Annotated in this window: 13 protein-coding genes; 9 read left to right on the forward strand and 4 right to left on the reverse strand. The window is 53.9% G+C overall.

What is annotated here, in order from left to right:
* Window positions 1-65: 65 nt before the first annotated feature.
* Window positions 66-830 carry a 2-keto-4-pentenoate hydratase gene (locus TH468_RS20440; RefSeq protein ID WP_085646292.1) on the reverse strand — a complete coding sequence of 255 codons (765 nt, stop codon included), beginning with the start codon at window positions 828-830 and terminating at the stop codon, window positions 66-68.
* Between the two features lie 289 nt (window positions 831-1,119).
* On the opposite strand from TH468_RS20440, the gene kdgD reads away from it, so the two are divergent.
* The 9 genes from kdgD to TH468_RS20485 all read left to right on the forward strand — a co-directional run bounded on the left by kdgD (window position 1,120) and on the right by TH468_RS20485 (window position 10,744).
* Window positions 1,120-2,046, forward strand: a complete 927-nt coding sequence (gene kdgD / locus TH468_RS20445; protein ID WP_085646293.1) for a 5-dehydro-4-deoxyglucarate dehydratase — start codon at window positions 1,120-1,122, stop codon at window positions 2,044-2,046.
* Window positions 2,047-2,249: 203 nt separating this feature from the next.
* Window positions 2,250-3,242: a TRAP transporter substrate-binding protein gene (locus TH468_RS20450; protein WP_085646294.1), complete on the forward strand. Its 993-nt coding sequence runs from the start codon at window positions 2,250-2,252 to the stop codon at window positions 3,240-3,242.
* A 94-nt stretch (window positions 3,243-3,336) separates the two neighbouring features.
* The gene (locus tag TH468_RS20455; protein ID WP_085646295.1) at window positions 3,337-3,882 is read left to right on the forward strand and encodes a TRAP transporter small permease; all 546 of its coding nucleotides are present in this window, start codon (window positions 3,337-3,339) and stop codon (window positions 3,880-3,882) included.
* Window positions 3,883-5,172 (forward strand): TRAP transporter large permease, encoded by a 1,290-nt coding sequence (locus TH468_RS20460; protein ID WP_085646296.1) that lies wholly within the window; start codon window positions 3,883-3,885, stop codon window positions 5,170-5,172. It begins immediately after the preceding gene.
* A 33-nt stretch (window positions 5,173-5,205) separates the two neighbouring features.
* The gene (locus TH468_RS20465) at window positions 5,206-6,000 is read left to right on the forward strand and encodes an NAD(P)-dependent oxidoreductase (RefSeq protein WP_085646297.1); all 795 of its coding nucleotides are present in this window, start codon (window positions 5,206-5,208) and stop codon (window positions 5,998-6,000) included.
* A 139-nt stretch (window positions 6,001-6,139) separates the two neighbouring features.
* Window positions 6,140-6,664 carry an RNA polymerase sigma factor gene (locus tag TH468_RS20470; protein WP_085646298.1) on the forward strand — a complete coding sequence of 175 codons (525 nt, stop codon included), beginning with the start codon at window positions 6,140-6,142 and terminating at the stop codon, window positions 6,662-6,664.
* Window positions 6,665-6,739: 75 nt separating this feature from the next.
* Window positions 6,740-7,792 (forward strand): FecR family protein, encoded by a 1,053-nt coding sequence (locus TH468_RS20475; protein ID WP_246832395.1) that lies wholly within the window; start codon window positions 6,740-6,742, stop codon window positions 7,790-7,792.
* Window positions 7,793-7,875: 83 nt separating this feature from the next.
* Window positions 7,876-10,290, forward strand: coding sequence for a TonB-dependent receptor (locus TH468_RS20480; RefSeq protein WP_085646300.1), 2,415 nt, complete (start codon window positions 7,876-7,878; stop codon window positions 10,288-10,290).
* 70 nt (window positions 10,291-10,360) lie between these two features.
* On the forward strand, window positions 10,361-10,744 hold the full coding sequence (locus TH468_RS20485) for a hypothetical protein (RefSeq protein WP_085646301.1): 384 nt from the start codon (window positions 10,361-10,363) through the stop codon (window positions 10,742-10,744).
* On the opposite strand, the gene fhuB is transcribed toward TH468_RS20485, so the two are convergent.
* Genes fhuB through TH468_RS20500 form a run of 3 tightly spaced genes read right to left on the reverse strand, consistent with a single transcriptional unit; the run spans window position 10,741 to window position 14,669 of the window.
* On the reverse strand, window positions 10,741-12,750 hold the full coding sequence (gene fhuB, locus TH468_RS20490; RefSeq protein ID WP_246832396.1) for a Fe(3+)-hydroxamate ABC transporter permease FhuB: 2,010 nt from the start codon (window positions 12,748-12,750) through the stop codon (window positions 10,741-10,743). The two genes, TH468_RS20485 and fhuB, sit on opposite strands and share 4 nt — an antisense overlap.
* A gap of 32 nt (window positions 12,751-12,782) precedes the next feature.
* Window positions 12,783-13,715, reverse strand: a complete 933-nt coding sequence (locus TH468_RS20495; RefSeq protein ID WP_085646303.1) for an ABC transporter substrate-binding protein — start codon at window positions 13,713-13,715, stop codon at window positions 12,783-12,785.
* 6 nt (window positions 13,716-13,721) lie between these two features.
* Complete coding sequence (locus TH468_RS20500; protein WP_085646304.1) at window positions 13,722-14,669, reverse strand: iron-siderophore ABC transporter substrate-binding protein; 948 nt, start codon at window positions 14,667-14,669, stop codon at window positions 13,722-13,724.
* Between the last annotated feature and the right edge of the window lie 8 nt (window positions 14,670-14,677).

Genomic DNA, 14,677 nt, shown 5'->3' on the forward strand with positions numbered 1-14,677 from the left:
ATACTGAAAACAAAAGGGCCATGCGGTTTGCAGCGCAAGGCCCCTTTGCCATTTTCTGTACGTTTTTAGGCGGTTTTGATTTCGGCGCGCACGGTGCCGACACCTTCAAAAATCGCTTCGATACGGCCATGTTTGGTCAAGGTCGGCGGGGCGCAGGCCCCGGTGGTGATGACATCGCCTGCTTTTAAGTTCTGACCGCGTTTGGCGAGGAACCGCACCAGATAGGCCAATCCGCCAAACGGATCAGGCCATGCGGCGGGGTCGCTGTTTTGCGCTAGAACCTTGTCATCGGACCGCGTTTCTACCGGCCCATTCAGAAACGCCATATCGCGCCAATCGGCAATTTCCGGGCCAAGCACCAGATAGCCGGTGGAATTCAAATCGGCCAATGTCGAGACCGGTCCCTGTTTTTTGGTAAATCTGCGATCTGCGATCTCTATCGCCAGATGCACGCTTTTGATGTGATCAAGGATCGCTTTGGCGGTAGCATTGGCAGCAGGAGTGCTAGCCATGACCACGGCAATCTCGGCCTCGATATTCGGGAAATGGACATCATTTGTGGTGATGGTGGCTCCGTCGGCGATAATCCGGCCATCAAGCAGCGGCCCGATCAACGGCCCATCAAGCCCAAGCCCCGCCTGTGCAGCACGTGTTGCCACCGAGAGCTTCCAGCCGGTTTGTTTCGCACCTGTCAGGGCAAGGGTTGCCTGCTGAACCTTGTATGCTGTTTCGAAGTCGGTCGGGTTGGCACCGTCGGGCAAGGGATCAATCAGGATGTTTTGGGTGAAAGCATCGGCCAGAATTCGGCTTGCCTTGGTGATGTCGGTCATTCCCTGTGCCTATCCTTCTGTTTTTAGGGTGTTTTTCGTGGCGCTATCAGCAGTCTAGCGGTGCATTTGCATGAAGTCATCATATCAATTTCCGAGAGTCGTCTCTTTTTGATTTAGGTTGCGTTTGTGTGATGATTTTCGACAAAGGCGACAACGGTGAATAATCCCGGAAAGTGGCGGTTTTACACCCATACTAAAGTTGATAAGTAATATGATTGACACAATGATATGATGAATTTATAGAATCATCATAGGTTATGTCGCTAGCTTGTGAATTGAAGGACGCTTTATGCATTATCAGGATCTGAAAACGGCAATTGGTGCTGGTCTTCTGTCTTTCCCGGTCACTCCGTTCAGGGCGGATGGTTCTCTGGATATGAACACCTACCGTACGCATGTTGCCTGGTTGGCCCAGTATCCGGCAGCGGCACTGTTTGCGGCTGGTGGTACGGGGGAATTTTTCTCGCTAACCCCGGCGGAAGTTGTTGAAACCGTCCGTGTTGCGAAAGAAGTTGCTGGCGATACCCCGATCATTGCCGGGTGCGGTTACGGGACAGCCATGGCAGTCGAACTGGCGCGCGAATGCGAGAAAGCCGGTGCGGATGGCCTGCTTTTGCTGCCGCAATATCTGGTTGGTGCCAAGCAGGAAGGCATGTATGAGCGCGTCAAGGCGGTCTGCAATGCGGTCAAGATTGGTGTGATCGTTTACAACCGCGACAATGCGATCCTGTCGGCTGAAACGCTTTCCAAATTGTGTGATGAATGCCCGAACCTTGTCGGTTTCAAGGATGGTCACGGCGATATCGAACTGGTAACGCGCGTTTGTGTTACAATGGGGGATCGTCTTTCCTATATCGGTGGCATGCCGACGGCCGAAGTTTTTGCCAAGGCTTATAAGGCTGCAGGCGTTACGACCTATTCGTCGGCAATATTCAACTTTCTGCCCAAGCAGGCGCTGGAATTCTATGACGCGCTGAAAACTGATGACGATGCGACGATGAACCGCATCCTGACCGATTTCTTCTATCCGTATCTTGCGGTGCGTGATCGCGGCACGGGTTATGCCGTGTCGATCGTCAAGGCAGGCATGCGCGTAATCGGTCGTGATACCGGCCCGGTTCGCAGCCCGCTTACCGATCTGAGCGGTGAAGAACATGACATGCTGGCTGAAGTTATCCGCAACGCCTTTGGCGAGGACGCACTGAAAGTTGCCTAAGCTTGACGACCCCGGCAGGTGGCTTCTGCCGGGACTACATCTGCGACGCTGCAAAAGCAAATGGCGCGCAAAATTCGGTTGTCAGAAAAACCATTACTTGTTGTTACAAGTAACAAGATGTAAGGTTTTCTGACAACAACTGGTCCCATCAGGGAAAACAAGACTTTAACGTTAAACGACATAAAGTCACGGGAGGAATATCGATGAACAAGTTTATGAAAACCACGACGCTGACACTTGCCGCAGCGGCAATGTCGGTCGCCTTTGTTGCCGGTGCGCAAGCAAGTGAATGGCGCGGCTGGAATATCCATCCGGCAGACTATCCTGTTTCGACCGGGATGGAAGAATTCGCCCGCCTGATCAATGAAAAATCCGTTGGAAACCTTGAAGCCAAGGTTTATCACGGCGGCGTTCTGGGCGATCAGCCCGATGCCATCCAGCAGGTTCGCCTTGGCGGTCTGGACTGGGCTGTTTTCAACCTTGGTCCGTTGGGTGAAGTCGCACCCGAAGCCAACGTTGTTTCGCTGCCTTTCATCTTTAAAAACGTCGATGCCATGCATGACGTCATGGATGGTCCCGCCGGTCAGCAGATCGCAGACGGCCTTGCAAGTGCGGGCCTTCAGGCACTTGGCTGGTACGACTCAGGTGCGCGTTCCTTCTATAACACCAAGCACCCGATCAACACGCCAGAAGACCTCAAGGGGCTTAAATTCCGCGTGATGAGCAACGATCTGTATGTGCAGATGGTTGGTGCCCTTGGCGGTAATGCAACCCCGATGCCGTATGGCGAAGTTTACCAGTCGCTGAAAACCGGTGTGATCGACGGTGCGGAAAATAACTATCCGTCTTATGACAGCTCGGGCCATTTCGAAGCGGCGAAATACTATTCCGTGACCCAGCACCTGATCCTTCCGGAATGCCTGTGCGTCAACAAGGCGCTTTATGACGGTCTGTCGGATGACGAAAAGAAAATCCTTCAGGAAGCAGCCGATGAGTCGGTCAAGGTTCAGCGCGCTGCCTGGGCAGAACGTGCAGAACAGTCCAAAGAGAAAGTTGTTGCTGCCGGTATCGAAGTGAACGAAATCGCGGATAAGGCAGCGTTCCAGGATGCGATGAAGCCTGTCTATGACAACTTCATCAAAGCCAACCCGGATCTGGCCGATCTGGTCAAGGCGATCCAGGACGCCCAGAAATAATTGATCAAGCCATGGAAGGGCGGCGACATTCTCGCCGCCCTTCTTTACGCTTGTATCCAGTTTTTTTCGTTAATCCATTTCTGGCGGCGTGCGAATGTTTTCTCAACTCACCGGGATGCTTGACCGTTTGGGTGGCAGACTTGCCAAAATCCTTAATCTGATCGGCGGAATTGCGCTGGTGGCGCTTATTCCTGCCTTCGCCTGGCTGGTTTTCGGGCGCTATGTGCTCAATGAAACCCCAACCTGGGTCGAGCAGCTTTCTCTGATCCTGATCGTTCTGATCACCTTTCCGGTTGCGGCCGCCTGTATCCGCGACAATAGCCATCTTTCGGTATCGTTTTTCCGCGATGCATTGCCGCCCAAGGCGGCGGCGGTCATGGCCCTGATCAGCTATGCCGCAATGGTGGTGTTTGGCTATTACATGTTTATCGGTGGGTATGATCTTGTTGTCTTTAACTGGGCCAAGAAAATGCCGATCATTCACATCCCCGATGGCATGCGGTCGATCCCGATGATGGTTTGCGGGGCAGGCATCACTTTTTACAGCGTTGTACATATCCTTAAAATCCTCAGTGGCTGGAACACCATCGCACAAAGCCGCTTTTACAGTGACGAATTGCTTGATAAGGACACCGAATAAATGGGCATGACCATTCTTTTGGGCCTGTTTGCCATTGCTATTGTCATTGGTATGCCCGTTGCCCTTGCGCTTGGCGTTGCAGCCCTTGCGACTTTCTTCTTCGAAGGTCTGCCAACCCTGATCGCATTTCAGCGCATCGGTTCGGGGATCAGTGCCTTTTCGCTTCTGGCCATTCCGTTCTTTATCTTTGCCGGTGAACTGATGCTGCATGGTGGGATCGCCAACCGGCTGGTGCAGTTCGCAACCGCCCTTGTAGGCAGCCGCCGTGGCGGACTTGGCATTGTGAACGTATTTTCATCGATGCTGTTTGGCGGCATTTCCGGGTCTGCTGTTGCCGATACCTCCGCGCTTGGCTCGATCCTTATTCCGGTGATGAAAAAGGAAGGCTACCGTGCGGATTATGCGGTCAACGTCACGGTGACCTCGTCGATTGCGGGTATCATGATCCCGCCCAGCCATAACATGATCCTGTATGCTGTCGCGGCCGGTGGCGGGATTTCGATTTCCAAGCTGTTCATGGCCGGTCTGGTGCCGGGCATCATCATGTGTCTGTTGCTTGGGCTTGCCACGTGGCTGGTGGCGATAAAACACGGTTACCCGTCGGTTCCGTTTCCGGGATGGCGCGTTGTCGGGGTTACGGCCATTCGTGCCATTCCCGGATTTTTCACGGCGGTCATTATTGTCGGTGGTGTTCTGAGCGGTATCTTCACCGTGACAGAATCCGGCGCGATTGGTGTGGCTTATGCGTTGATCATTACCGGGATTGTTTATCGCGAACTCAATTGGGCGGGCTTTGTTGCTGCGGTCAAGCAATCGGCCAAAACGACGGCTCTTGTCATGTTGCTGGTCGGGTGTGCATCGGCCTATGGTTATATGCTGGCCTTCTATCAGGTGCCCGATGCACTGGCCCATGCGATTACATCGATCACCGATAATCCGATCATGGTTCTGTTGCTGATCAATCTTATGTTGCTGGTGGCCGGCATGATCATGGATATGGCGGCATTGATCCTGATCTGCACGCCTATCTTCCTGCCGCTGGCGACCCAGTTTGGCATGGATCCGATCCAGTTCGGCATGGTGCTGATGATGAATTTGGGCCTTGGCCTTTGTACGCCGCCGGTGGGTTCCTGCCTGTTTGTCGGTTGTGCGATTGGCGGGGTGAAGATCGAGAAGGCCGTCATGACGATCTGGCCGTTCTATCTGGCGATCCTGACGGCGCTTATGCTGACAACCTATGTGCCTGCGATTTCGCTGACGTTGCCGAACCTTGTGTTTGGTGGTGGCTGATCGTGGGGCGAGATGACTTCAAAGAGGAAGACAATGAAACGTTTGCTGATTACCGGTGCTGCCGGCAACCTTGGGAAAATCCTGCGCGAGGGGCTGAAAGGCTATGCCGATGTGCTGCGCCTTTCGGATATCGCGCCGATGGATCCGGCTGGTCCGGGCGAGGAAGTCGTACCGTGCGATCTTTCGGATCGTTCGGCTGTCCATGAATTGACCAAGGATTGTGACGGGATCATTCATCTGGGTGGGATTTCGGTCGAAGCCGCGTTTGATGACCTGCTGCAGGCCAATTTCCTTGGCACCTATAACCTCTATGAAGGTGCCCGCAAAAACGGCAAGCCACGCATCCTGTTTGCCAGTTCGAACCACGCCATCGGGTTCCACAAGCGCACGACCAAGCTTGATGACAAATCCGAACTACGCCCTGACAGTCTGTATGGCGTCATCAAATGCTATGGCGAGGCCTTGGCGAGTTACTATTTCGACAAGTTCGATGTTGAAACCGTCTCGCTTCGTATCGGGTCATGTTTTGAAAAGCCGCGCGATCGCCGGATGTTGTCGACCTGGATGAGCCCGCGTGACTTCATTTCCCTGATGAAGGCAGTGTTTGATGCACCGATGACCGGCCATCTGGTGATGTATGGGGTTTCGAACAACCGCACCAAATGGTGGAGCAACGATCATGCCGAACTGATCGGCTGGCAGCCGCAGGATAGTTCCGAGATCTTCCGTGAAGAAATCGAGGCAGCCTTCCCGGTCGAAGACCGTCACGACCCGGCTGTGATCTATCAGGGCGGTGGTTTTGCTGCCAAAGGTCACTTTGAAGACTGATCAAATCAACGCTCACTTCACAGTCAAAGGTCTGCGCAAGCGGGCCTTTTGCTTTTGGGATTGACCCTGAAACCGTGCGCTGTATAAATATTGATGAAAATGATAACCGTTATCATTATTAATTAAATCGGTGAGAGACATGACGGTCAGGGACCGTTTCTGGGATGGGATATATCAACAATACCACGGGCGCCTGTTGCGTCAGGTGCAGAAATATCTGCCCACTGGCGAAGAAAGCCATGATGTGTTGCAAGACCTTTATATCCAACTTCGCAAACGTGCGGTCGACCCGCGCGACGTTGACAACCCGCCTGCCTATCTGATGCGTATGGCAACCAATCTGGCGATTGATACGCTGCGCCGTCGCAATCGAAATCCGCTTGATTTTACCGATCCCGCCGACCTTGCCGATATACCCGATGCAATCGGGGGTAGCGTGACTCCAGAACAAATCAGCGCAGACCGGCAACGTATCGCCATTGTCGGTCGGGCGATTGATGGATTGCCGCCGCGCTGCCGGGATGCTTTCCTGCTGTGCAAGCGCGACCATCTCAGCCCGGCGGAAGCCGCAGAAGCCCTTGGCATCAGTCGCAATATGGTCGAAAAACACTTGCGCCATGCCCTTAAACATTGTCGAACGGTGCTGGCGCGATATGCAAACTGAATATCCTCTTTGTGCGTTGCCATTCGTCTTTTACATATCAAGCTATTCGATCAATTGCCGGGTCCCGCCATTGCCATGACAGAGTTTCGCTATCCCGACGACTGCCAAAGCAATGAAGACATTGCCGATTTTTGGGCAATCCGCCTTGACCAGGGGGATCTGGATCGACGTGAGCAGACGGCTTTTGAAAACTGGCAGGCTGAAAATTCTGGCAATGTGCGGCTTTTGATGCGGGCACGCCAGACATGGCGCAGCATGGAAATGGCCGTAACGGATAGTCCGGGACCAGCGCAGGAAAATACTGAAAGACAACCCGTCGATCTTGACGGCATTCGCGCCGATCTTGAACGCCTTGGCGCACTTGAAGGCGGGCAGGGGCGATTGCCGGGAATGCGATCCGGCAAACGCCGGTTTCGGCCGAAGCTGGCGGCAGCTATCGGATTGGTCCTCGTCGGCCTGTTTGTGCTGGGCGGGCTTCGTCGCGATCCGGATCTGATCGCGGCGAACGATGTCAGTGCGGTTCGCGAAATTCACGAACTGACAGATGGTTCACGGGTCTGGATGGAACCGGGAACACGGCTTGCGGTCAGATATGATGATACCGGGCGCGATATTACGGTTCTTGAAGGTGGCATTTATATTGAAGTTGCTCCTGACAAATTCCGGCCTTTACGGGTTCGTCTGAATGATATTACCGCCCAGGCCGTCGGCACCGCCTTTGTGGCTTCGAAATGGGGGGGGCTCGCCCGGGTGGAAGTCAGCGAAGGTTTGGTCGATCTGCGTCAGAGTGACGGCAACATACGTTTGGCGCAGCTTTCCGCCGGGCGTGCCGCGTGGCAGGTGCCAACGGGTGACATGCGTTATGGCACGCGCGATGTGGATCGCATTGCCGGATGGCGGACTGGTCGTTGGATGGTTAACGAGATGTCGCTTGAGGAATTGATCGCACGGATTTCGCCGCTTTTGCCGGGGCAGAACTTTATCCTTGATCCGCGTATGGGCGATATTTTCGTTACCGGCAATTTCGATCTGGCAAAATCCGACAGTGCGATGAATGCTCTGATGGCAGCCTATGACCTTGAAAATAAAGCCTATCCGGGTGGTTTTCACCTGATTTCAAAAAAATAAACAAAATGACCTCCTCATTCCCGCGAGCCATTCGTCATGAGGGTAATAGTGATTTGCATTATTATCTTTCAGATATGGGGGGAATGATCTTGAAACACGAACAAAGCGCGATGATGCACCTGCTTGGAACAAGCGCACTTGTGTCTGTCCTGATGATCTGCAGTACCGGAATGGTGCAGGCACAGGACGCTAATACGGTCCATACAATCCGCATTGAAACGCAAGGTCTTCGCGCGGCACTTGATCAACTGGCGACCGAGTTTGGTTTGCAACTGATTGTGCAGGGCGATCTTGCTGGGATGGTTGCAACGCCGTTTGCAGGGGATGTAACTGCGACGGAAGCATTGCAAACCCTGCTAACAGGTAGCGGGTATGATTTTGAGTTTATCGGGGCTGACAGCGTAAAAATCATTCCGGCGGCAAAGTCGGATAGTGGCGAGATCATCCTGCAGGATATTGTGGTTTCGGCAAGTCGTTCGAAACGCTCAATAAAAAGCATGTCTCCGTCAGTCGTGGTAATTGGTCGCGACCAGATCGAGGCGCAACTCGCAAAGTCCAACAGTCTTTCGACCCTTTTACGGGATGCTGTTCCCGGCTTTATGTTCGATGCGCAAACCCTGACCAGCAGCACGGAAACTTTCCGAGGACGCGACATACAGGTGCTTGTTGACGGGATTGGTCGCAATACGCCGCTACGTAATTCCAGCCGCATTCTGTCTATGATTGATCCGGAACTGATCGAAAGCATCGAAGTTATTCCGGGTTCAAGCGCCCTGAACGGAGAGGGAGCAACCGGGGCGACGATTAATATCGTAACCAAGACCGGGACACCGGGGGAGATCATCTTTGTTGTCGATACCCATGTAAAAGCATTCACTCAGGATATCGGTGACAGCCTTGCGCCGTCGCTTACTCTTTCCGGCAGCGGTGGCGTGGGGAAATTCGACTATGCCGCAAGTGTTACCGGATCAACATCCGAAAACCAGTATAGCGGCTATGGGAAACAAATGCCGTCCGACCCGATGATGGGGCAGGGTAGTTTTGACAATGCCGAGAATCTGAACCTTTTTGGCAAGGTCGGCTACAGTTTCGTTGATGGGCATCGGGTTTCGTTTTCTACTGAAGTCGTACGTTTCAGCCAGAAACCGGATTATTATCCTGATGTGCGGGCAGATCCTGCTGCACCAAATTTCTCTGCACCTTATGACGGGCAGCCGCTTGAGGATGAAAGCGAATATTTTACTGCGGGCTACGAATTCGACTTCGGTGCATTGGGGCAGGGTGATCTTAAGCTGTTTTACAATGATACGTACAAGCAGGCTTCTCGTGCGCAATATGATGCGACCTACAACTTTGCACTCGTCGCGTTACCGGGTAGTCCTTCTGTCGAAGACCCGCTCGGACAGTCGGTAATTGATGCTCAGAGATACGGCATCAAACTCTCAACCGATACTCGCCTTGATGATCTGTATGACGGCTTAACCCTTAGCTGGGGTGGTGATCTGACATTTGACGACGTCAAGTATCGTACGATCAGCGGACGGGATATCGGCGCGCCAATGGATCAGGAAGGTAAGGCGGTTTTTGCACAGTTGAGCGCGCCGATAACGCGTTTTCTAGATGTTTCAGGCGGTGTTCGGTATGAGACATATGATCTTACGGTCGATGATTTCTTGCGTCCGAACTATATGCGATATGTCGGCGGCGTGGCTGGGGCCTTTTTCCCGGCGTCGCAATTCACAGGTGGTAGCACAACCTATGATGCCGTTACCTATAACGCATCTGCGGTGGTTCACTGGACCGATCAGTTTGATACATCACTGAGCTATAGCGAAGGTTTTGCTGTGCCTGATGTCGGCGCCTATACCCGCCGTGCCGGGACGCAGGGGGTGCCCCTGAATTTCTCGCAGATTGATGTCGATGCATCCAAGGTCAAGACATATGAAGTTGCTGCAAGCTATAATGAGCGCAATTTCCGGACCGCGGGTGCTGTGTATATGAGCACCAATGAGCGGGGCAATAATTTCGATCCTGCGACCAATACGCTCAGTCAGGAAAAAGAACGCATCATCGGTGCGGAACTGAATGCGGAATATGACCTTACGGAAGATACTTATATCGGTGCATTGGCATCTTATGTCGAAGGTCGCTATGACGATAACAATGACGGTGACCTGGATAGCTGGCTGCCCAACAACCGCATTCCATCTCCCTTCCGTTTCACTGGCTATATCGACAGTTATGTTTGGGACGATCTGAACATGCGGTTCGATGGTACATACACGGCACAGCGTAACCGTATCGAGGACGAGACAATCAAACCAAGTCTGGTTTTCAACCTGTCGGCTAATTACCCGGTGATGGGCGGAACGGCGCGGCTTGGGATCGAGAATATTCTTGATACCAGCTATGAAAACCCGGCAGCAACCGCCCTTCGCGGATATTCTATTGCCGGACTTGGCCGGACGATCCTGATCGGATTCCGTCGGGAATTCTGATCTGGCGGTATATAGCAGCATAGCAACCCGGCGGGGCATCCCGCCGGGGGGGCGGTGTTCAGGAGACGGAATGTTTACAAGTTCGGAACCGCGTCACGGGATTATCCTGTTTGAAATGAAAGATGCCCAAAGCGAAGCAGACGGGGCTGCCTATATCACCGCCCTTCATGCGCTTTCGGTCCGAACACAACCGGTGATTCTGATCATGACGGTTCAGGGCTATACTGATCAGGATCACGAAACCCGCAAACAGGCCGCCCTTTGGTTCAAGCAAAATCGTGACAGGTTATCGGCGTTTCTGCATGGCGTGATCCGGGTCGATGACCACGACCACGAGGGTCATGTCGAAGAATTGGAGAGCAGCAACTTTGCAAAGATGCTGCCATTTCCGATTAAACATGCTGATAGCCTTGAAAAGGCTTATGCGATGGCTGAGAACTGGCCAAAGCCCTAGCGTTTTCGGATTGCCAGAAACAGGAAATAGGTCGTCCCAATCAGTGCCGCGATCAGGCCGGTTGGCAGTTGTTGCGGATAAAGCAGGTTTCTGGCCATCCATTCGGCCACCATCATTACATTCGCCCCGATCAGAACCGCACCAAGCAAATGGCCGCCCGCAAGCCGATACCCGGCAATACGCGCCAAATGCGGTGCCATCAGTCCGACAAAACTAAGCGGCCCGACAAGCAGGGTGGCACTGGCGGCAAGGATGGCGGCAAGCAGCATGATGAAGAACTGAAAGCCTGAAATGCCAAGGCCTAGCGAGGTGGCCTGATCATTGCCAAATGATGCCAGTTCAAGCGGACGACGGGCAGCAATCACCACAATCAGCAAGGCCACAGTAACCCCCGCGACGATGAGGACTTCGTCCATGCGGGTAAAATATGTGGTGCCGGCCAGCCATGAAATCAGCATCGAGGTCTGTGTGCCGCTGCGGGTCAGAGCAATCCGTACAATAGCACCCAAAATGGCGGTTAAAGCAAGGCCGTTGAGTAATAGGTAATGCGGGGTGTGGGTGAATTTTCGGCATAGAAGTAATAAAATGATCAGCGAAATGATCCCGCCGACCGCCCCGACAAACATCAGATCGGCGCGTTGCCCAAAGCCAAAGAAGACAAGGGCGATGATCATGGCAAGTGCCGTAGCAGAACTGACGCCCGTAATTTCAGGGCTGGCCAACGGATTGCGTCCAACGCGTTGAATTAACGTGCCTGAAACCGCCAGCGCCGCACCACAAATGATCGCGGCAAAGGTGCGTTCGGAACGCTGGAGGAGGATGTCATGGAAGCTTTCACCGCCGGTCAGAAGCACAAAATCATGGCCGTTAAACGATACAAACAAAGATAAGCCGAGGCCTGTAACCAGCCCGAATACCAGTACCAGGCTCAGCACATTTTTCGAGACAATCTGCTGATCGGGGTGGTGATCCTCGCTTTGCTGGCCGGGCATGATCCGTGCCTTGCGCAGGATCAGAATGATGAAGGGGGCGCCGATCAATGCGGTGGCCGCACCTGTCGGAACGATGTCACCGCCAAGCCCATTCATCTGCCGGACAAGGAAGTCGATGCACAGCAATGCAAAGCCCCCGGTCAACAGAGAATAGATCATCAGATCGCGCGAACGCGTCAGACCGGCAATGCGCAGAGCGGCTGGAACCGCCAGACCGATAAAACCGATCAATCCGGCGGCCGAAATGACCGATGCGGTAATGAAGACGGCAAAGCCCAGAATCAGCAGTCGCAAGATGGTTACACGCGCACCAAGCGAGCTTGCGGTGTCGTCACCAAGCGCAAGAAGATCAAGCGGGCGTGACAGCAACAGCACAACCGCAACACCAACCAGCAGGCGGGGCAAAACAAACTGCGTTGAGTCCCAGCCATTTTGCGCGAGGTCTCCTGCCCCCCACATGAAGACCGATTGCAGATATTGTTCGTTAAACAGCAGGAAAATCTGCGTACCCGATTGCAGCATCAGATTGATGATCATCCCGGCTAATATCAGCCACAGTGTCGCATTGGCGCGCCGCGATGCAATCAGATAAACCGCGCCAAGGGCGATCATGCCACCGGCAAGCGCAGCGGCTTCCTTGAACGGAGCGAGTGCCGCCGGGGCAAGAAGCAGGAAAACCGTCAGGGCAAATTCAACACCGGCACCAACCCCAAGGGTGGTCGGCGATGCCAAGGGGTTGCGCAATACCGTCTGGATCGCAGCACCGGCCAAGGCCAGACCGGCTCCGCAGATAAAGGCCATTGTGATCCGCGGCAGGGTGCTGAAATGAAACAGGATCTGGTCGAAATCGGTTTCGTCGGGATGAAATATAACATTCATCCCGGCGCCGTTTTGCAGGAACGGCCAAAGATCGTTGATCAGGATGGTAACGGAACAAAGCGCAAGGACAATACACAGGATGGTTGGGCCGCGATGGAAAAAGCGGTTCATGTCACTATTGATGGCGCGGGTCATTGCAGGGTTCGCTTCATGGGACTTTTGGCCGCTCATTTAACCGGGCCGCTTTCCATGCTTTCGGCAAGAAGCCGTGCAAAGCGCAAGGCCGATGGCATGCCGCCATAGGCCCATACGACGGGCAATTCATAGACCCGGTCATTCTTAACGAAATCAAGGATTTTCCAGACCGGAGATGCCCAGACTTTTTCACGGATCACGTCGGGCACCGGGTTCAGATACACCAGTGTATCCTGCGCACGGGGGCCAAGGATTTCAACGCCACCCTTGGCAAAGCCCCAATTATTGACTGGTCCCTGATAGGCCAGCGGCAGGTCCATTTTCGCAAGTACCGTGCCGGGCAGAGATGATTTGCCATAAAGTCCTATATGACTTTCGGAGACGAACTGGGTAATGGCAAGGGCGTGACCCGGCGGCATGGCGGCCCGAACACGATCGCCATATTCAGCAAATTTGACATCGGCATCGTCAAGCCATGCTTTGGCTTCGGCTTGACGATCGGTGGCCTTGGCGAGGGTTTTGAGAAGTTTTTGCGCCTCGGGCAGGGCATCGCGATTGTTGTTATAGACCGACAATACGATGGTTGGGGCGATGGCATTGAAATTGTCATATGCCATTTCAAGGTTCTTGCTGATCACGATCAGGTCAGGCTTGGCCGCGCGCAGGGCTTCCATATTGGGGGCGGCGCGCTGGCCAATATCGGTGAAGTTTTCGGGAAGGTCCGGCTTGGCGACCCAGTCAAGGTAATCGTTGGGATCGGCAATTGCGACCGGGTCCAACCCCAGTGCAATGACGGTTTCGGTTGTCGCCCAATTGGTCACGGCAATGCGTTTAGCCGGGGCATCAAGCTTTAGGGTGCCGTGCTCATGTTCAATGGTAATCGGATCGGCATGGGCCATTTGGGGCGTAAGTGCTGCGGTTAAACCGGCGATCACGAACAGGCGAAGAAACAGGTGTCTGATCATATCGATTTACGATCCCTGTGCGGTGGTCTTGGTCACGGCATCAGCAAGCTGTTCGGCAAAACGTGCTGCTGACAAAAGCCCGCCAAATGTCCAGCTTGCAGGGACTTCATAGACGGTGTTTTGCCGGTTGAACGGCAGTGCCTTCCAGACCGGAGAGGCAAAAAGTTTGGCCTTCACCGGATCGGGGGTGGGTTCGATATAGGCGACATGAGTCGGGCCGAGTTTGGCAAGATCGCCAATTTCGCCATTGCTGAAGCCCCAGCCATTAAGCGGGCCAGTCCATGCATTGGCAAATCCCATCCGCGCCAGTGTCGATCCGAAAAGCGATGTGGTGCCGTGAATGCGGAAATGGGCACCATCAAGGATGCGTACGACCGAGAATTTGGCATCATCACCAACGGCCTTGCGGATGCGGTCGGCGGCGGTGATGATCCGTTGATTGGCCGACGCGATGATTTCCTCTGCCTTGTCGCTGCGCCCGGTCAGTTTACCGATATTGCGCGTGAGCTCCTCTGCCTTTTCAAGAGCGGGCTGATCGCTGTTATAGATCGAATAGACTATGGTTGGGGCAAGAGCCGATAGCTTGTCATAGGCCATGGCGACTTCGTTACTGATCAGGATGACGTCGGGGTGACTATCGCGCAGAACTTCGAGGTTAGGGGATCTGCGTTCGCCAAGATCGGCAAATTCAGCGGGTAGGGCAGGTTCGACGACCCATGCGCGATATCCGTCGGCCTCCGGGATGGCGACCGGATCAAGACCAAGGGCCAGAACCGTTTCCGTCAGTGACCAGTTCGATACGGCAATCCGGGTCGGGGGTGTTGCGAAATTTACCGTTCCCATTTCATGGCGATAGGTTTCAGCCAATGCGATTGTCGGGGCGATGGTCGGTGCAAGGATGCCGGTTGCAATCATGCAGGAACAGGCAATTGAAGCGATCAGACGGTTTCGCATGGTCAGGG

It is taken from the genome of Thalassospira sp. MCCC 1A03138 (assembly GCF_002115785.1).
Taxonomy (GTDB): domain Bacteria; phylum Pseudomonadota; class Alphaproteobacteria; order Rhodospirillales; family Thalassospiraceae; genus Thalassospira.

What these genes read in the sequence shown, in the direction of transcription:
- kdgD (WP_085646293.1), top strand. Translation starts at nt 1,120, where the DNA reads ATGCATTATCAGGATCTGAAAACGGCAATTGGTGCTGGTCTTCTGTCT.
- TH468_RS20460 (WP_085646296.1), top strand. Translation starts at nt 3,883, where the DNA reads ATGGGCATGACCATTCTTTTGGGCCTGTTTGCCATTGCTATTGTCATT.
- TH468_RS20470 (WP_085646298.1), top strand. Translation starts at nt 6,140, where the DNA reads ATGACGGTCAGGGACCGTTTCTGGGATGGGATATATCAACAATACCAC.
- TH468_RS20485 (WP_085646301.1), top strand. Translation starts at nt 10,361, where the DNA reads ATGTTTACAAGTTCGGAACCGCGTCACGGGATTATCCTGTTTGAAATG.
- TH468_RS20495 (WP_085646303.1), bottom strand. Translation starts at nt 13,715, where the DNA reads ATGATCAGACACCTGTTTCTTCGCCTGTTCGTGATCGCCGGTTTAACC.
- TH468_RS20480 (WP_085646300.1), top strand. Translation starts at nt 7,876, where the DNA reads ATGATCTTGAAACACGAACAAAGCGCGATGATGCACCTGCTTGGAACA.
- TH468_RS20440 (WP_085646292.1), bottom strand. Translation starts at nt 830, where the DNA reads ATGACCGACATCACCAAGGCAAGCCGAATTCTGGCCGATGCTTTCACC.
- TH468_RS20455 (WP_085646295.1), top strand. Translation starts at nt 3,337, where the DNA reads ATGTTTTCTCAACTCACCGGGATGCTTGACCGTTTGGGTGGCAGACTT.
- fhuB (WP_246832396.1), bottom strand. Translation starts at nt 12,750, where the DNA reads ATGACCCGCGCCATCAATAGTGACATGAACCGCTTTTTCCATCGCGGC.
- TH468_RS20475 (WP_246832395.1), top strand. Translation starts at nt 6,740, where the DNA reads ATGACAGAGTTTCGCTATCCCGACGACTGCCAAAGCAATGAAGACATT.
- TH468_RS20500 (WP_085646304.1), bottom strand. Translation starts at nt 14,669, where the DNA reads ATGCGAAACCGTCTGATCGCTTCAATTGCCTGTTCCTGCATGATTGCA.
- TH468_RS20450 (WP_085646294.1), top strand. Translation starts at nt 2,250, where the DNA reads ATGAACAAGTTTATGAAAACCACGACGCTGACACTTGCCGCAGCGGCA.
- TH468_RS20465 (WP_085646297.1), top strand. Translation starts at nt 5,206, where the DNA reads ATGAAACGTTTGCTGATTACCGGTGCTGCCGGCAACCTTGGGAAAATC.